A 17,524-nucleotide genomic window follows, 5' to 3' on the forward strand; every position below is an offset into this window, starting at 1 on the left:
GAATACTCAGTCCCGCTTTTCATTTATAGGTGTTTCTTTTCTGCTTTATTCTATACCTGAGAAGGCCCCCACGCCAAAGTTCAACAATTCTTTCCCTCCATCCGGATCCATGCTCAGGCTGAAATGCATGAAGAAGTCATAATTGGTAATTATATACATCCTTTCTCCTCCTTCCATATCAGATTCTCCATCGACGGATTCATAATCTGTATAATAAATACAAGGAAGGTCTGCTTTATGTAAAATCAATTCAAAATCTTCTTCTGGCCCATCTTCCTCATTGAAATCCTGGGGATAATGCTCCCGGTCAATGACTCCATAATGCCCTTCTCCTTCGCGTTCTTCTATGGATAAAAATCCTCCGCCACTTCCATAATCTACATCTGACTGGATGTACAAATAAGAACCGGAAGGATCATATTCACTATATTCACCGGCCATATCTGTAATTCTCAACATCTGAAAATATCCGTTACCTACTCCCAGGTCGATGATCATTACGGCCTCTTCTTCATTAGCAAAGCCCATCCCTGCAAAGAATAGTCCCATATCAATGAAATCTTCTTCCTCTTCAGCAATACTCGCAGATTCCAGGTCGATGAAATAGGTATCAAAGGTTTCAAGATTTTCTTCATTGACTGTATAGCCCCCAATCAGAACTTCTCCGTCTACTTCAAAGGTCAAATCGCCTTGCATAACCATTGCAATTTCTTCTTGCATGAGCGAAATCTCTTCTTCCAGATTGACTTGTTCCGGCAACCACTCATTGGTATTGTAGATTTTCATAAGAAAGGAACCTGTTAGCGGTTCTTCTGGATCATGTGCGAATAAAGCGAGTCCCCAGTTCATACCTTCGCTGTAACCCTGATCAGCATCATGCTCTTTCAGGTTGAGGTGCAGTACGATATAGGCTCCATCGAAGTATTGGAAATTCTCAGCATTATTGACTTTTGTATTGATGCCCGAATAGATGCTGACTAATTCTGTTCCGCCCGGAAAGTTGGTCGCAACGAATTTGTCCTCCAATTCAACTCCATAAAAATGGGAGCCGTCTTTCTCGAAGTGGTAAATATCCGAGTTCGCTTTTTCCTGGGGATCATTGTAGGTGTCAAATTCTCCGTATTCTTCTTTGCCGCTGGTCAGATTTTCTGCACGATAAAGCTGTGAAGATCGATCAAATTCATAAAGGATGATATCTCCGGGAGTACCAGCTCCTGTACTTATGGTTTTGCCGACAGCATCTCGATTGATGGTTTTACCAACGGTGTTTACTTTATCACCTGTCGGGGCAGAACGTGAGTCGGAAAATAGCTCGGCATTGTTGTCTGCAGCAGCGTTATTTTCTGCAGCATTTTCGGTTGAAGATGGAGGGGTTGAAGTAGCTGTACTTTCTCCACCACCCCCGCAAGCAGATAATAAAAATACTGATAGATAGATCAAAAATAGTTGTGGTGTTCGTTTCATGACGATTTTTGTTTTAAGGCATTCATTTCCAATGTATGAAAATTATTAAGCCTTAAAAAACATCAAAAATCTAAACAAGCCCAGCTGAGGGTTTCGCTTACTGTAGGAATCTTATATTCCTTTCTTCCCTATTTATAGAAGCTCCAGCACTTCTTTCTTGCCCTTCCTGTTTGTCGATATCAACTTCTCCGGGCATTGCTCTCCAGCTTGACCGAGGGTTTCAACAACTTTTTCCTGCTGAACACTGATCCTTTGCATGATGAGAAATTTATTATTTAAGTTCTTTTTCTAGTTTTTCGAGCCTTTCCTGAAGGTCTTCGATCACCTTCGCTTGTATTTCAATCATATCTTGTTGCTCCTGAATCGCTTTGATAGCCAAAACACTGAATTCAGCATATTTTAATCCTTTGATTCCCTCCTTTTCGATTAGCTGATTGGGAAATAGCTCTTCCACTTCCTGAGCAATAAAACCAGTCGAAAGAGGGGCATCTTTCTTACTGTCCTTGAATTGATAGGTGCTGGGACGGAGCTGTAAAATTCTTGGCAGTACATCTGGCAATAGTTTGATGTTCTTTTTAAGACTACGATCAGACGTTTTTATATAGCTTCCATCCGAATCCAGGATATAGGATTTCAGGGAATTGTTAAAATAAAAATTATAATCAGCCGACTGGTCAACCGATGTTTCCCAGTGCCCAGCTCCAGAAAGATTGAGGAAGATTCCATTACCTATGCCTGGGTTGGGTTGCTCAATGTCCAGCATGGATCGGGGGCTGTTGTGGTTTATCCCGACTCTCGCATTTTTCAGAACGGTAAATGCATTAGAACGGTTGAAAGTATCTATGCTATTTCCCACTTCAAAAATCGGGTCGTCTGCATGCCAGGCATTTGGACTTCCTCCTCCAATATTACCTGCCCCTACTGCGGTTGAAACGAAGGCATCTGCTCGTGTATAATATCCTGCTGAGACGGCTGAATTTCCAATGGTTCTGGAAAGGTGTCCTAAAGCTACTGAACCAAAATTAGTTGACGAAGCTCGAATTCCTATGGCTATTGATCCCGCTCCTGTTGCTTTTGTATTGTTTCCTATTGCCACAGAAGCCCAACCGACATTTGCTGGGTCCCAAAAATCGAATCCTGTGCCCCCAATTATGGAACCATCAGCATTGAGTTGACCTGCGCGAAAGGCCCCTCCTCTTCCAGGCTTGAACATCACTTTGGGATCTGGAAAGAAATTACTTTTCCCGAGTGTATCTGCACCAAACAGGACTGTATTCCCTTCTCCTACATGAAAAGGTGCCTGGGCAGGGAAATTACCTACTAGAATCCCAACACGTCCATTATCATAATGTATCCCCAAGCTGTCTTGATTCCAAAGAGCTTGAGGTATCCTAATAGTTCCTCCTCCCCTTGACAAAGAAAGGTCATTCCCAGAGAGAGAAATGCTCTGGATCTCATTCATCGGGTCAGCGTCTATATCGCTGGTCTCATCAGCCTGAGGAATCCATGCTGTACCGTTCCACTTTAAGACTTCCCCGATAGCAGCTTGAGCAACAGAAACTTCCTCAATGTCAGCTAGACTAATACTTTCTACTGAATTAGCTTTATCCGCGAACAAGCTGTATGGGACACTCTGAAGTTGGGTATTTCCCATATCCTGAAATCCATTACCCTGATCTACCTCTATTTTAAGGTCAAATATGTCTGATCCCCAGGCTATGTCTGAAAAATTACCCGTATGTGTTGAAGAACTTCCAATGGTCAAATTTATCAAGCCAAATTCATTGGTATTCTCGGCATGAGTTTCTACATAGCTCACAATTCCACTGCTCCTTGGAATGATGGAGAAACGAATAAGTACCACTTGGTTTTTAATAATTCCTGAAGCGTCCCTTAATACGGATTGGTAGTTGATACCTTGAGGAGATTGGGCTAAAGAAACTGAAGGCAAAAGGCATAACATCAGCCAAACCCAGCTTAACATCAATGATGGGGGGATTCTTAGGTTTTTCATAGCATTTGTGTGTTTATCAAAAACAATTCCCGGTAGTGCAGCTGATTGCCTATCTATTTTCCCTCAATAGCAAAATATTAGCTCTCAAAAACATGGAGTCGCAATGAGAAAATTACCAGAAGAAATGAGAATGAATTTTACTCGGATAAGTCGGTTGAATATATAGTCCATAAAGTATGGCTAGCCTAAGCCTGGATTTCATCTTTACTTCTTAGGAAGTAAATACTACAGGGTTTAATCGCAAAGCCAGGCACTCCAAGCCTCCTATTGAAAGTGCTCTTCATATAAGAATAAAGTACGAATCTATGGGAAAGCAATCTAGCTTACTGCACGTATCTTGTATTCCTTCTTACCAATAGAAATCCTGTCTCCTTCTTTCTTGCCTTTTAGTTGGAGGTAAATAGGGGCATGTGTAGAAATCCCAATTACTTTTCTGTCTTCCACCTGAAAAGGTAGGGAAGAAATTCCGACAAAGAAGTTGAGGTAATCGGTTTCAACCAAGGAGCCTACTTTTACTTTTTCCACTTTCTCCAAAGGAATCGATTGAATTCGTGCCAGATCGCTTTCAGCTATCTTCAACTGGGTTTCCATTCTTCGCCAGAGGTCTGTTGCCTCTTCCTGATGAGAATAGTCTTCCGGATCTTGCCCTTCCTGTTCGTCGATATCAGCTTCCTCCTGGTATTGCTCTACGGCTTTGCGAAGGGTTTCCACAGCTTCTTCCTGCTGTTCTATGATGCTTTTCTTGATGATAGATTTATCCATAGTAATTTTTATAAAAGGTATATCACTCAGGTAATAGGCATTTACCTGTTCTTGAAACAAAAAGTGCATCAGAAAGCTCTGATGCACAATGATTTATTTATGGGGAATGAATGAGAAAAGTCAATCCCCATTAGCTTTCTTCAACAATTCCTAAGTAAAAGCATTCACAAGAATGGTTCTTGCCGATTTGCTACATTTATGTTTGCTGATTATGAAAGCAAGGGTTTGGGTCCGCTCTTCCTCAGATAAGGAATCCCCCAATTGATCGGCAAGTTTCACGATTTCCTTTGCATCTGCTTCCGATATTCTGCCATCACCTCTTCCAGAAATTTTTTGCTCTGCCAACTTCAGGAGTTGGGGATCAAGGCCTTTTATTGTATGGGCAAGCAGATGCTCAGCAAGAATTTCCAGGCGCTCGAAGCTGCCTAATCTGGATTCTTCTATTGCTTCTAGAATTTCTCGATGCTGGGGTGAAATATGAGCCTCTATCCTGTTGACAAGCTCCTCTAATGACTGAAGGAAGAGGTTCCGGTTTTCTTCAGTCTTGTTTTCCATTATGTCAGCATACTCTCTCATTACCTGAGTGTTTCGGGTATTCTGCTCATCCATTTTATCTGATATCTGCACTTGGTGTTCATCCAATCTATTGGAAAGTTTTGCCAAAAGCTCATGATGCAATAAGAGGTCAATAAATCCGTCATCACCGTTTTCATATTTAATGATGGAGTCAGGATTAAGCAGGTAGGAAAAGTTTTCAAAAATAAAGGCAGCTCCAATAAATCCTCCGTCCGGCCTTTTCTGATGAACCTTTGATTTGCCCCATTTTTCCTGAGTTGGGAAGGATATACTTAGGTCATCGGATGTTCTAAATTCCTGGCGCTGGTTATCGAAATAGTACTCCTTCCCATCAAAACCCGTAAAGGCAGCGTCAATTCTTTCTACATCTGGAAAACCATCGGGATTGCCTTGAATTCTTTTAGGGTATCCATGATCAAAAAATTCCTGATCAATATGTGTATAGCGTAAATATTCTTCTCCACTGAACAAAAATAGGCTGCCATTCCGAACGATGGCAGCATCAACTTCATCAATAGTCGTAATCTGATTGCCTGATATTTTAGCCCATCTTTCTTGCTGGGGTCTCAAGAGAGGATTGGATAACTGCCTAAGAAGTTCATGGGTATTTACCTGATCTACCGGTATAGAAAAGAATTCTTCTCTTAAAAAGAGATACAAATTGCCATCCAATCCAATAAAGGAACCATTGACAATGTTTTGCAAAGAATGGATATTATTTTCTGATTGAACTAATAACTTATCATCTTTAAAAATGAAGGTCTCCTCATTATGCGAGAAGCCAGCAAACATACCTTCTATTAATGCTCTACTCTGCCTTTGACCTATTCTATGAGGGTTTGAAGCTCTTCCATTATTTGTATCTATCTGAAAAAGATCTTCATTTAAGGTTTTAAGAATTATTTTATCTCTTTGCGTAATGGCTGCCATAATAGGCTCATTTATGCTGCTTATGGTACGAATGATTGCTGAGTCAACAATCCCGATATCATTCAAAAAATTATGTAATGTATTCCTTATGGGATAATCAACATCAATAAACTGATAAATGGATCCTGTATACCTAAACATCTCATTTTGAGTAAACAAATAGGTACGTTGGCCGATCGTCAATCCAGCAGTTATAAAATCACTTTGAGAAGTACCAAATGAGGTTGCTATTGTTCCTCCCCAACGCTGAGAAATTCGTTGCCTAATACTCAGATCGTCTGATCGAGAAAATGTTTTGGTTTGATTGTCAAAAAAATAAGTCCGTCCATCCGGACCGTGAAAAGCAGCATCTATTCTAGCGTTTTTGGGGAAATCAGGGGAGCTATTAATTAACTTGACGGGATGCCCAGCATCTACAAACTCATAATCTCCCGAGTAAGCATATATCTCATCTCCTGAAAATAAAAAAGTAGTTCCACCTTTTGTAAATGCAGCATTTACAATTCCAGTTTCAGATAGATTATTAGGCTGCTCTTCAAATTTTTTAGGATCCTCCTTTAATTGCTCAATTTGAGACCAGGTATATCTGGCAACATCTTGGACTTTACTTAAGTCCGACTCTTCGAGGGATATTCTTTTGTCTTTGTCGAAGAAGGTATCAAAATCTTTAAGTGAGTTTTTCTTTTGTGTGGTGCGAGAAGGCATGGGGAATGAGCTTATATCAGTTCATCCGATCGAATGCCGGAAAACTGTTGGTTGAAAAGTATATGGGAAAGATGGAAAATGCCCAGACAGGCTTTTCATTCTTAGGTCAGGAGTACATTCAATATGTCAATAAATTTTGACTATTTCATAAAATAGAAATAACTATTTTCTCCTTATCTATTAATCCCCAGACATTTTCTTAAAGACTTATACTCCAAATCACCGGCCTTGCTTCTGTAGAAATCCTAAAATCGCAGCTCTCCAAATAAATCTTCTTTTCATCCCGGGAAGCACTCAAATAGGCCGAGTCTTTATTCCGCTTGATCTCCAGTTTTTCCTCCGCGTCAATCTTGATTGCATCATGCCCAAATGAAATCGTTCTCAAGAGCGCTCGTTTGCTAAAAAATTCTCGCCAGGCTTGTTCAATCTCCGCATCCATAAGTTGGAGATGATTGGGAGCATTAAGGATCAAAATGGATCTCAATACGAGGGTTTGAATAGCTGGATTCATAAAATTGTGTTTAGGTTGAGAATGAAAGATCACTTCTGTGATTATTTTTGCACAATTTATACAAAATAAGCACAAAAAGAAATACATAAAACACATTTGTGCCAATTTTAACTACGCCTTCATTTTCGGTTAACTGATAAAAGGAGGCTTTCATCGAAAACTTTTCCAGAGCTGCTTTTCCTTTTATAGTTTATAGATATGATATGTCAATTCATTGATCCCCAAGGTCCCCCATCCCCTTATATAGATCAATGCTTTAAGTTGGAATTTGAAGCAGGAGAAGGCAGTACAAAAAGTTTGATTGTACCTGACTGTACTCCCGGCATTGTTTATGTTAAAGCCGGAAGTATCAAAAGAGGGCAGGATGCATTTGCTGAAGGAGACCTATTCATTTTTGGACAGAAAAGTCGATCAGTAGAATATCAATTTGAAGAGCATACGCGCGCCTATGGCTGCAAACTTTCCCCTATTGCACTCTACCACTTATTTGGCATTCAGGCAGCGGAAGTGACTGATGATTTTATCCAACTATCCGATTTGATAAAGGAAGTGGATATTCTCAAACACTCCCTGATCAAGGGAAAAGTAAAACTCTCGCTAAAAATTCCTGCTCAGGAGACGAAGACCCTTGAAGCTTTACTCAAAGCCATCCATCTTTCTCGCGGACTGATTTCTATTAAGGAGCTGAGTGAAACCTATAATATCGGTTACAAAAAAATGGAAAGGCTTTTCAAAAAATGTGTAGGAATTCCGCCCAAGCTATATGCGCGGATCATTCGATTTAATTACAGCCTGAAAATTGGGATTGATGAGTACAACCTTACGGAATTGGCTTATGAAAGTGGGTTCTTTGACCAAAACCATTTTATCAAGGAAGTCAAACGCTTTACGCAAAAAGCTCCTTCGGAGGTGTTCCATTCACAAGCCAGCCCATATCAACAATCCCATATTCAGTACCTGAAAAGTAGAAATTATTGAAGGGTTTTTACCTCGCGAGGTATTTCGGCGGGATTTTGTATTTCTCATTTTCAGCTGCCCAAAACATGGACATGATCCAGTATCTTTTTCCATCAAAAAACAATTCATAACTCGTAATGCCTTTTCCCTCCGGGATGCTGTTATCTTCTGCCCGAAATGCATAGGAACTAAATACCTGAACTATAGAACTGAACTCATGGGTGATATTTGAAAGCTCATGTTCGTAGAAACCCTTTTTGTCCAGGTAATCCAATCGCTCAATAAACTCCTCCACCTCATCGAAAACCAGCACGCCAGCCTTGCTTGAAGCTTCATTCCAATAACTATAAATCAGGCGAGCTTGCGGATGAAAAAGATTTCTCAGTCTATCAAAATCCCGCTTTTCGCCTATGGGTCCCGAGATACAACCATAGTAGGCATCCAAAAGGGACTGGATACTCTCCGTATCACTGCTATGAGTAGCCGATTTCGCAGTATCCTGTCCATAAAGCCCTAAAGCCGTGAGCAAAAGGAATAGAGATAGACTTATTCTCATTTTTCCAGCCATCATTTTGTAGGTATTATTTCTTAGAAGTATCATCCAGGTATTTAGCAGGAAGTTGCTGCTCTTCGGTTTCATCCGCCCAGCAAGTACTGGCAATCCACCATCTGCCACTCACGAATACCAATTGGTAGCTATTGATTCCTCGCTTCTCATAGGTGCCCGTCAGGTTTTTTGCATGGAAACTCTGAAAGACATTGGCAATTCCATTAAACTCATTTACGGTCGTACCAATGGAGACCTCTTCAAAGCCATTTTTCTTGTATTGTGGTCCCACAAAACGAACAAACTCTTCCAGATTCATCACTCGAACCTGTCGACTGATTTGTTTCGCATTGGGATTCAGGATAATCTTTTGTGCCGTGGGAAGAAAGAGATTTCTATAGGTATCCCAATCCCGAAGCTCATTTATATCGCCCGAAATGAGTTCAAGCATTTTATCCGTGATTCCCTGAGGAGTTTTTGCATAATCGGGGACCTCTTGTCCCTGCAAATGTGAAAGAGAAAAAAGAATAAAAAGAAAAATAGCTAGCCTGCGCATATCAGATGTTAAAAGTTACAATTGAAATAGGGGAGTTTCCCAGATCAATGCTAATCTATCTTTCTATCAAACATAGATGTGGGAACTCCCCCAATACTTTACTATGTACACATATTAAGAGACATAATTTTTAATCATCAGCTAAGTACGAGAAGATTGGCGATCAGGAATAGTATTTTTTAGACAGAAGAAAGAAGAAGCCAGCATCCTTGATTTCCCTTAAATTCACACGGAATTCTAAATATTTGGCATCTATATTTTATTTTATATATTGGAAATTATCACACGCCTATATGCCTAAAGCCCCCATTATATTTTTGGCTTTTGCCAATGATAATAGTTCTCACCTTAACCTATTAAAAAAAGAAAGCCGCGATACCTATCGTGCGCTGCGGGAAGCGGATAGAAAGGGATTTATCAAAGTCATTCGGGAAGAAAGCACAGAAATCAAAGATCTCTATGAGACTTTATTGGCTTATCAGGATCGGGTAAGCATATTTCATTATGCCGGTCATGCGGATGGAGAAGGACTATTTCTGGAAGAGGAAAAAGGGGAAATTTCAGGCATAGCCAAATTGCTGGGGGAGCAAAAGTCTTTGCAATTGGTCTTTCTCAATGGATGTTCGACCAAAGAACAAGTCAGGCATCTTTTTGAGGCAGGGGTGAAAGCCGTTATAGCTACTTCAACTCCGGTTCAGGACAGAAAGGCCTGTGAATTTAGCATCGCCTTTTATGAAGCCCTGGCAAATAAAAGAAGCATAGCACAGGCTTATAAGATGGCCACGGGATTCCTGTCAGCCCAATATGGACCTTCTGCTCAGTCAGAAATTGTCTCTTTGAGGAGTTTGAATTTTGGAGATGAGGCGGATGAAAAAGAAGAAATTCCCTGGGCTTTGTATGTAAAGGATGATCGGGCTCTCAGCTATCAAATCCCCCAGGCTCAGCAAATGGGCTTACCCAAAGAGATTCTTCAATACATCGGAAGCAGTTTCAGCAGCAATAAATATATCATATCTGCTCTGGACGAAATGGTCAGGTTCAATCCGGACATTTCCACCCAGATGTTTGAGCAAAAAGGGAAGGAGATCATCAAAAGAGATTCCAAGGACTATCCCGAATTGATCATCAAAAATTTTCCCTGGCCAATTGGATCTCAGATTCGCCTTTTGCGAATACAGTCAAATCCCAATCAGGAACGGCTGCAAACCCTGATCAGTACCTATATCATTACCAGTCAGACCCTCTACTTCATTTTGCTTTCTGATATCTGGGAGCAATATCGTTCGGATGAAATCCAGCTGGAAGGGAAAATCTCTCTGGATCTAAAAAAGAAGGATTATTTATCCGTCGATTTTCTGGGACAATTCAGGGAGGCGATGAAAGTCCTGCCCGCAGAGGCTGTCCTTTATGTGCAGGAATTGAAAGAATTCTACCAGACCCTTTCCGACGAAAGCAGCAAGTTGTCCCAGGCCCATAACTTTTTGCAAAAGCAGCAAAAGGCCCTCTTGAATGGAAAAGTAGGGGAGGATGTGGAAAAGATCTGTATCCGAACAGAACAGGCATTGGCCATTTTGCTAAAACATATTGGCTTTATGGCCAGATTCCGGATGATGACCGTCCGCAATATCAGCATTGAGAAGCCCCGTTTTTCCCAGCGGAAATACCAATTGGAAATGGGTCCACTCAATGCATCGGAAGCGGTCCACCTGAGATTGTATCAGGATAGCGCGAGAAAAAGAAAAAGCAGTTTTGGAAATACCCACTCTGTGATTCTGGTGGCGGATGAAGATTTGATGCATAATGGTCTCAACCTTTCCCCTTTTGTCATCGATAAAAACACCTTCGTTCAGGTCAAAAAGAGTCAGACCACGGAAATGGATACAGAAGATGTAGCCCATATTTTCATGCTGGGTTGGCAGGATAAAGAAAAGCTGGTTTATCTCACGGTCAATCACAGCACATTTGTGGCTCATAAAAATGAAAAAGGTACCGATCAGATTCATACGGATATGAAACAAAGCGATTTCAGCGAGGGCCTGAATTTGGGTGATGATGATTTATGGGAGGATGACTTTGGCTTTGATGAAGAAGAGGAAGAAGCAAACTCACCCAAAGTATTTGAAGCCTTAAGAACTCAGTTTGATATGTTCCTCGCAGATTTACAATAAGCACATACATTGAACACAGATCTATTAGAAATCATTTTGCATGGATTCTCCTTTTAAATTTTTGGACGCATACGAAAAAGACGATAAAGATCGATTTTTCGGAAGGACCCGGGAAATCGCCCGCCTTTACAATGCCCTGCATGCTTCCAATATCGTCATGCTCTATGGTGCATCCGGAACAGGAAAAACCAGCCTTATCAATTGCGGTTTGGCCAATAAATTTTACGATACAGATTGGCTACCCATTTTCATTCGTCGGGGAGATGGGATAATGGGATCTATTTATAGAGAATTGGAGAAAGTAGCGAGTAAAGATTCCCTAAAGGGAATTGATGAACTTTCTGAACAGATTCAGACCCTTTACAAAGAACATTATCGCCCCATTTATCTCATCTTCGATCAGTTTGAAGAATTGCATGTATTGGGGACCCAAAAAGAACAAAAGACTTTCAATAAAGCTATAGCCAAACTCCTTAAGGCGGGACTTCCCTGTAAAATTCTAATCAGCATACGCGAGGAATATATCGCGTATCTGTCCGAAATGGAGAAAATGGTTCCTTCGCTTTTTGATAATCGAATCCGAATCGAGCGGATGAATGATGTGAATCTGTATAGAGTAGTGAGTGGAACGGCCAAGGAAGCAAAAATCAAAATTGCTACTCCTCGTAAAACCGTACCTACCATTATCAAGAACATTCGCATACCGGGATTTGGAGTTGAATTGGCCCACCTGCAAATCTATATGGATAAGCTGTATAAGAAGGATGTGCGGAGGAGGAAGCGGAAAAAAGAAGATCGTCAGATCCGATTTGATTCCTATCTGGTGGGAAAAGGAAAGCAATTGGAGGGCGTAATTTCTGACTTTATTGATGAGCAGATGAAAGTTCTGCAGGAAGAATTGATGGAAAAAGGCATAGAGGATACACAGCTGCCCTGGAACATACTTTTTGAACTGGTTACGGATGATGGGACGAAACTCAATGTCGAGGTAGATGCCTTGAAAGGAAGGCTATTCCAAAAAAGAGACATAGATCCTGAAATCACCGAGTATTGTGTCAATCGACTCAATGAATTGAAAGTCATTCGGATGTTACCCACTTAAATGAGTCTATGAGGATAGAACTATCACATGACCTGATCGGCAAACAAGTATATGCCCGTCTTTCGGCTGATGAAAAAGCCATTCGGAAGGCTGCTCGTATGCTCAAGGATAGCTATGAACTCCATACGAGTCTGTCGGAAGGAGGAAAAAGCCGTCTTTTGAATCGGGAAGAACTTATTTTTCTTTCCTCCTACATCAAAGACATTCAGCCGGGGCCGAAAATGGTCGCTTATCTGGAGGAAAGTGAGGAAGCCGTACAGGAAGCTGAAGAAGCAGAAAAGAAACGATTGAAAGATGAGATTGCCTTGCGGAATAAGCAGAGGCGAACAGCTCGGAATTTTAATATCCTTTTGGGAGTGACAATCCTGGGTTTAGTATTATTTGGCTCTTATGTGCTTTATCCTGAAATAGATAAAATTCGGCAAGCCAGAGACGTAGCTGAGGCGAAAAAAGATAGTATACAGCAAGTTGAGGTAGAAATCGGTAAAGCCTTAAAAAATGAAATAACGAAAAAGGATTCACTTGTTGAGGAAGCCTTGGAAGTTGCCTTGGGTCCGGATAAAGTGATCTCTGCATCAGCCAGAAATATCCCAAAATTACAAAGCCTGAAAGGGCGCTTAGAGGCAAGGCTGGAAAGCTTGAATTCTGAGGGAATTCGTTACCGTTGGGGATGGACAGACAAAAAGGAGCTACAGTTGATTTCCCATATTTTTAGCAAGGCAAACCCGAACCTTAATCCAGAACAGACAGCGTATTTCAAAAACATCATGGAAGTCGTAAAAAAAGACTCTATCAACAATTATGAAATTGACCTGGAAGTGCATACCAATAGTGCCGGGGATTATAGTGTAAATGGGGGAGTGAGTCTGGAAAGAGCAGCTCAGGTCGCAAGGGTATTATTAGAAAGCCTAAAAGAAGATAAGAACACAGAATTGAATATATATAGCAAAGGAGAGTCAGAGCCTTTTAATGGAAATCCGAATGACGATCGAAGAACCGTACTCAACTTTTCTATTAGAGAATGAGGCTAATACCCCTGAATTATTTACTATTTTACCTTTGATTTACATCATTTTACATTGATTTATATTTTCTAGCAATGGAACGAGCTACATTTGATAAAAGTCGATCACCTAAAAAACCAGATATGAAAAAGATCATTTTTATCATTTGCTCTGTCCTCATTTGTTTCAGCCTCACTGCTTTTGGTTTTATGAACTGGGGCGAAGAAACAAAAGCCCCTAAACCACCTGCCTTGGAAGAAGGATCAGCCTTCTTTGTCAATGATTTAGTTGGGAGTGTAATCAATCCTATCGAGGATGATTTCGTCTACAACATCGATACCCGATTCATCGCAACCATCACAAAAGAGAACCTACATGCAGCCAGTTCCATTCGAGAAATTCTTCCGGAAAAAGCAACGGGACCTAATGTCCATTACCAGGATGTAAAAGTTTCCATCTTTGAGCAAGAAATGATCAGTCAATTTGGGGGAAATGCTCTCTTAAGTGAAGCTCAACTCAAGCTGATGCAAACGACCGATTATTCTCAAAACATCGTGGTCGAAGCCAATCATGAAATCCCTACGGGCTTCAATGATCAAACTCAATTGAACTACATCAGTTACCACATGACCGTCGTTCCCGAGCAGGAAGCTGAATACCTCGATGGTATGGATGGCTTGATTCAGTTCCTAAAAGCTGAAAGTTTGTCGGCAAAAGCGGGAGTTGAAAAAAATCAGCTAAAACCTGGCAGGCTCTGGTTTACCATTACGAAAGAGGGAGAGGTCGCAAATGCAAAACTGGATTCCAGTTGCGGCTATCCTGCCCTGGATGAAAAGATGCAGGAGTTGATGGAAAATCTGCCTGAAAAATGGGAGCCCGCAAAGAATGCAGCAGGAGAAGCTGTTGAGCAGGAGTTGGTGTTCTTCTTTGGGATGCAGGGTTGTTGAGGGATATTTTTTTGAACCAAATTATCAATTTATACCTAGGGAAAGGGCTTTTGATTGTTCAGAGCCCTTTTTTATTTGAGCATTATTTTCATCCAAATCAGCAAAATATTCCATTAGCATTCGGTGAATAAATATATAGCCACCTCCTACCTGTTGCATGAATTGGAGGTCATTGACAACATAATCCAGAAATCTTTCATAATTCCAGGGACCGTAGCCTCTGATATATATATAAAATCGTAAAGCATAATGGCGGATTACAAAAATTCCGCTGTTCGATTTGAAGTAAAAAACTAATAAACCGATAGAAAAACCTGCCCATATTGCACCTAACAATGAATAAATTAAAGAGTCGTATACATTTTCTCCTATCGATAAGCTGAAAACAAAGATCAATATTGCGCCGACAAAGCCAGAAATAAACATGCCATTCTTTCCATTTCTAAATGCATCCTTCTTTAATTTTTTTATACCGTAGTTTGGAATTAAAGAATCCGTTTCAAATACAGATTTAGCTTTAGCAATATCACTTATCATTTTCTTCCTCATTCGGCTAGATGCAATTACCATTGCCACAATACATACGAGATAGATCCATAAAAGGAAACCGATAAAAAAGAATAGGTAAAATTCCATAACCAAGATAGATGGAGATCCCACAATACCCGCTACAGAGCCAAAAAATATCCCTATAAGAGTAAGAAGGATCCATCTCTCTTTTATTATATTTTTTATTTCCCGAAACATATATTTATTTCGGGCCATAAAATTACTCTTGCTATCAAGTACTCCACCTATGGGTAAAATAGCTCTTTCTATTTTTTTAGGATTGGAAAAAAAAACATAAAAAATCCAAATTATTAATCCTAGGAGCCACGTTATCAGCATCCCTGGATTTACTATACAAATAGGGATAAAAACAAGTACCTCAAAGAAAGAATTGAATATCCAATACATTCGTTTATCCCCTTTCCTTGTCAACCAGCTAGACTGTAGCTGTTCTATCATGAAAATAGTTTGTTGTTGTTGCTGCATATTTTTTGCTAGCCACGATAACCATTTATCCGTCTTTTTTTGAGGATAGCAAGGCATTTCTTTTAGATAAGGATTCTTCATGCCTTTGAAAGCTTTTTATTTTGACTCGCGTGTCGATTCGCGACGAAGGCTGCCATTAATTGTTTATTCGATTCCTTAACCGACTTAAATTCAGATGTTATCATGTCTTCTATACTGACGTCTGGGAAAGTTCTCATCATAAGATTTAGGTTAAAAGGGAATTCTGCTAATTCTAGAAAAGAAGAGTCCCTAGCCAAAAATTCCCTCAATTCATCAAAAGCTGGACCTGCTTGTACAAGGTGGTTCATAATTTTTTCTTCTGAAAATCCTTTCACCCTAATTGCCCCATTGAGGATCAACTTTTCGCCAAGCTCAACATACTCCTTATATCTACAACAAACCGCAACACCTGTATTAGGCTGCTTTTTTATATAATCATTTATCGCTTTTACACATTCATTCCTTCTTTCAGGGTCTTCAATTTCATCCAGGCCATCCAGCATAAGTAATAAATTCGAGTTCTTAAGTATAGGTTTTGCTACTGGAACCGGAATTTTATATTTCATGCTCAACTCATCAATCAGCCAATCAGTAAAGGATTTATCGTAAAAAGCCCAGGAAGAAAGTTTAAAGACAACAGGTAAATCAAAGTCAGGCTGTTTTTCATAGGTGTCGAGCAGTTCCTCAACCATACTCAACAATAAAATCGTTTTTCCGGATCCAGGATCTCCTAAAACAAGCATAGATCGGCCTATTTTATGAAACATCCCTCCGAGGCTTTCATTGACTTCAATAGGTATTCTACCGAAGGGACTTTCAACCTCAGTAGGTTCATGGAGTTTAACAAGGTCTATTAAGCCAGAATGTTGTAAAGAAGGTTTTAAAAATCCCTCAATCCAGGAATGTTTTACCTTCTTCTTCAAATCATTTAAGCTCTTTTTTAAGGTTTCCAGGGAAAGAGTGCTTTGACTTAGCAGAGGCTTAATGGGTTTTATTTCCTGGGAATTAGTTTGGTAGGATGCCAATCGTATTGAATCTTCAATATTGAATAAGTTGCCACTTGGGGCACGCATATGCAAAACCGGAGTTCCCCATTCTGTAGTTTTATCATTGGCAAACTTGATTCGTCTCCGGGCCAATCGTAGTGCCTCCTCCAAAGGAATCCCTTGACCAATCCATTTGTAAAATTCACGCGAGAATTCTAATGCTGCCTTGTCTGTAATTTCATACTGCATCGAAATCACAGCTGGAATTCCTTTGCGGATTAAATTTGCCCCAGCACTCGAAAATAAGTCTGTTTTGCTACTACGAGCCCCTTCACATGAATTTAAGATAACTATTCTTAGAGATTCGTAATCTTCCAGAAGTAGCGCAAGATTACTAGCTGTTAGAAAATGAGAACTTCCATCCTCTTGAACAAGAGCAATCCCTCCTTCTTTGGTATCCGGATTAAACCCACCATGACCGATGAAATGCAACATATGCCAGGGACCTTTATCTAAAGCAGATTCTAAATCATCCAAGGTTTGTCCTTCAACCCAACAAATATCTATGACAGCTTTACCTCTTAAATGATCAACTGCTTTGAGCATATCAGCTTTTTCCTTTTCAACATTCAGAGGAGGTAGGTCATTAGGACTTGCTATCATACCTAGAATTTTCAAGGGCGGTTCGATAGTCAAAACTTCCGATGACTGGGTTAATTCCAGATAACGGATCAGTGGGGTTTTATTTGACAAACAAATATGTGTTCCAAGATCCTGATCATACAGATATTCCCAAGGTAGGCATGCTAAATCTGCTGCCTCAATTCGTATTCTAATCCTTAGCCCTTTCTTTTCTCCCTTTGCTTTTTCAAGACTCCTTCGGTAAAGGCTCCTGATTTCAGACTCTGCATCAAAAAGTTTTTGGAATAATATTATCCCTATTTTCTCAACTGTTTTATTTTCATCACCGTCAAGTAACGGTAAACGTATAGCTCGCGTACTATCTATTTTTGGATTATTAGAAGTTTTTCGCGTGTTACTAGCTCCGTGTAACCCACGGATTTTATCAATTCCACCCAAACGTTTTTGGAACTTGGGATCTTCCAATGGAAAAGAGACCAATGTGCTTTTTTCTCCGACTGGTGAATTTATAACCGATACAGGATAGAGATCATTGCTCTTTTCTCCGATCTTAAGATCAAAATTAAGGTATTCTTTATTTTTCATGAAAAGGGCGGC

General features: G+C 40.2%; 15 protein-coding genes. 5 read left to right on the forward strand and 10 right to left on the reverse strand.

Annotated features, from left to right (window positions below; all coding sequences use genetic code 11):
- Nucleotides 1-45: 45 nt before the first annotated feature.
- The 6 genes from R8P61_26675 to R8P61_26700 form a co-directional block, all read right to left on the reverse strand.
- On the reverse strand, nucleotides 46-1,464 hold the full coding sequence (locus R8P61_26675; protein ID MDW3650689.1) for a hypothetical protein: 1,419 nt from the start codon (nucleotides 1,462-1,464) through the stop codon (nucleotides 46-48).
- A gap of 132 nt (nucleotides 1,465-1,596) precedes the next feature.
- Nucleotides 1,597-1,722: a hypothetical protein gene (locus tag R8P61_26680; protein ID MDW3650690.1), complete on the reverse strand. Its 126-nt coding sequence runs from the start codon at nucleotides 1,720-1,722 to the stop codon at nucleotides 1,597-1,599.
- A 13-nt stretch (nucleotides 1,723-1,735) separates the two neighbouring features.
- Nucleotides 1,736-3,478, reverse strand: a complete 1,743-nt coding sequence (locus tag R8P61_26685; protein MDW3650691.1) for a tail fiber domain-containing protein — start codon at nucleotides 3,476-3,478, stop codon at nucleotides 1,736-1,738.
- A 318-nt stretch (nucleotides 3,479-3,796) separates the two neighbouring features.
- On the reverse strand, nucleotides 3,797-4,240 hold the full coding sequence (locus R8P61_26690) for a hypothetical protein (protein MDW3650692.1): 444 nt from the start codon (nucleotides 4,238-4,240) through the stop codon (nucleotides 3,797-3,799).
- Between the two features lie 150 nt (nucleotides 4,241-4,390).
- On the reverse strand, nucleotides 4,391-6,451 hold the full coding sequence (locus R8P61_26695) for a hemopexin repeat-containing protein (protein ID MDW3650693.1): 2,061 nt from the start codon (nucleotides 6,449-6,451) through the stop codon (nucleotides 4,391-4,393).
- Between the two features lie 199 nt (nucleotides 6,452-6,650).
- Complete coding sequence (locus R8P61_26700; protein ID MDW3650694.1) at nucleotides 6,651-6,962, reverse strand: hypothetical protein; 312 nt, start codon at nucleotides 6,960-6,962, stop codon at nucleotides 6,651-6,653.
- Nucleotides 6,963-7,160: 198 nt separating this feature from the next.
- Between R8P61_26700 and R8P61_26705 the strand changes: the two genes are divergently transcribed.
- Nucleotides 7,161-7,940 carry a helix-turn-helix domain-containing protein gene (locus tag R8P61_26705; protein MDW3650695.1) on the forward strand — a complete coding sequence of 260 codons (780 nt, stop codon included), beginning with the start codon at nucleotides 7,161-7,163 and terminating at the stop codon, nucleotides 7,938-7,940.
- A 7-nt stretch (nucleotides 7,941-7,947) separates the two neighbouring features.
- Here the strand turns inward: R8P61_26705 and R8P61_26710 are convergent, their stop codons facing one another.
- Together R8P61_26710 and R8P61_26715 are read right to left on the reverse strand one after the other, a co-directional pair.
- Nucleotides 7,948-8,520 (reverse strand): hypothetical protein, encoded by a 573-nt coding sequence (locus tag R8P61_26710; protein MDW3650696.1) that lies wholly within the window; start codon nucleotides 8,518-8,520, stop codon nucleotides 7,948-7,950.
- Nucleotides 8,501-9,022: a hypothetical protein gene (locus R8P61_26715; GenBank protein MDW3650697.1), complete on the reverse strand. Its 522-nt coding sequence runs from the start codon at nucleotides 9,020-9,022 to the stop codon at nucleotides 8,501-8,503. The genes R8P61_26710 and R8P61_26715 overlap by 20 nt, the downstream gene beginning before the upstream one ends.
- 293 nt (nucleotides 9,023-9,315) lie before the next feature.
- Here R8P61_26715 and R8P61_26720 point away from each other — a divergent pair, with 293 nt between their 5' ends.
- The 4 genes from R8P61_26720 to R8P61_26735 all read left to right on the forward strand — a co-directional run bounded on the left by R8P61_26720 (nucleotide 9,316) and on the right by R8P61_26735 (nucleotide 14,243).
- Nucleotides 9,316-11,190, forward strand: coding sequence for a CHAT domain-containing protein (locus R8P61_26720; protein ID MDW3650698.1), 1,875 nt, complete (start codon nucleotides 9,316-9,318; stop codon nucleotides 11,188-11,190).
- Nucleotides 11,191-11,230: 40 nt separating this feature from the next.
- A complete protein-coding gene (locus R8P61_26725) occupies nucleotides 11,231-12,292 on the forward strand; it encodes an ATP-binding protein (GenBank protein ID MDW3650699.1) in 1,062 nt (353 codons plus the stop codon).
- 8 nt (nucleotides 12,293-12,300) lie between these two features.
- Entirely contained in the window at nucleotides 12,301-13,317 is a 1,017-nt protein-coding gene (locus R8P61_26730; GenBank protein ID MDW3650700.1) for an OmpA family protein, read from the forward strand.
- Nucleotides 13,318-13,439: 122 nt separating this feature from the next.
- Nucleotides 13,440-14,243 carry a hypothetical protein gene (locus R8P61_26735; GenBank protein ID MDW3650701.1) on the forward strand — a complete coding sequence of 268 codons (804 nt, stop codon included), beginning with the start codon at nucleotides 13,440-13,442 and terminating at the stop codon, nucleotides 14,241-14,243.
- Between the two features lie 24 nt (nucleotides 14,244-14,267).
- On the opposite strand, the gene R8P61_26740 is transcribed toward R8P61_26735, so the two are convergent.
- Nucleotides 14,268-15,359: a hypothetical protein gene (locus R8P61_26740; GenBank protein ID MDW3650702.1), complete on the reverse strand. Its 1,092-nt coding sequence runs from the start codon at nucleotides 15,357-15,359 to the stop codon at nucleotides 14,268-14,270.
- Nucleotides 15,356-17,512, reverse strand: coding sequence for a CHAT domain-containing protein (locus R8P61_26745; GenBank protein MDW3650703.1), 2,157 nt, complete (start codon nucleotides 17,510-17,512; stop codon nucleotides 15,356-15,358). The genes R8P61_26740 and R8P61_26745 overlap by 4 nt, the downstream gene beginning before the upstream one ends.
- Nucleotides 17,513-17,524: the final 12 nt, after the last annotated feature.

The organism is Bacteroidia bacterium, assembly GCA_033391075.1.
Classification (GTDB): Bacteria; Bacteroidota; Bacteroidia; order J057; family J057; genus JAWPMV01.

Bases quoted from the DNA above. Each gene is read 5' to 3' on its own strand.
- R8P61_26675 (MDW3650689.1), bottom strand. From the start codon at position 1,464: ATGAAACGAACACCACAACTATTTTTGATCTATCTATCAGTATTTTTA.
- R8P61_26680 (MDW3650690.1), bottom strand. From the start codon at position 1,722: ATGCAAAGGATCAGTGTTCAGCAGGAAAAAGTTGTTGAAACCCTCGGT.
- R8P61_26685 (MDW3650691.1), bottom strand. From the start codon at position 3,478: ATGAAAAACCTAAGAATCCCCCCATCATTGATGTTAAGCTGGGTTTGG.
- R8P61_26690 (MDW3650692.1), bottom strand. From the start codon at position 4,240: ATGGATAAATCTATCATCAAGAAAAGCATCATAGAACAGCAGGAAGAA.
- R8P61_26695 (MDW3650693.1), bottom strand. From the start codon at position 6,451: ATGCCTTCTCGCACCACACAAAAGAAAAACTCACTTAAAGATTTTGAT.
- R8P61_26700 (MDW3650694.1), bottom strand. From the start codon at position 6,962: ATGAATCCAGCTATTCAAACCCTCGTATTGAGATCCATTTTGATCCTT.
- R8P61_26705 (MDW3650695.1), top strand. From the start codon at position 7,161: ATGATATGTCAATTCATTGATCCCCAAGGTCCCCCATCCCCTTATATA.
- R8P61_26710 (MDW3650696.1), bottom strand. From the start codon at position 8,520: ATGATACTTCTAAGAAATAATACCTACAAAATGATGGCTGGAAAAATG.
- R8P61_26715 (MDW3650697.1), bottom strand. From the start codon at position 9,022: ATGCGCAGGCTAGCTATTTTTCTTTTTATTCTTTTTTCTCTTTCACAT.
- R8P61_26720 (MDW3650698.1), top strand. From the start codon at position 9,316: ATGCCTAAAGCCCCCATTATATTTTTGGCTTTTGCCAATGATAATAGT.
- R8P61_26725 (MDW3650699.1), top strand. From the start codon at position 11,231: ATGGATTCTCCTTTTAAATTTTTGGACGCATACGAAAAAGACGATAAA.
- R8P61_26730 (MDW3650700.1), top strand. From the start codon at position 12,301: ATGAGGATAGAACTATCACATGACCTGATCGGCAAACAAGTATATGCC.
- R8P61_26735 (MDW3650701.1), top strand. From the start codon at position 13,440: ATGAAAAAGATCATTTTTATCATTTGCTCTGTCCTCATTTGTTTCAGC.
- R8P61_26740 (MDW3650702.1), bottom strand. From the start codon at position 15,359: ATGAAGAATCCTTATCTAAAAGAAATGCCTTGCTATCCTCAAAAAAAG.
- R8P61_26745 (MDW3650703.1), bottom strand. From the start codon at position 17,512: ATGAAAAATAAAGAATACCTTAATTTTGATCTTAAGATCGGAGAAAAG.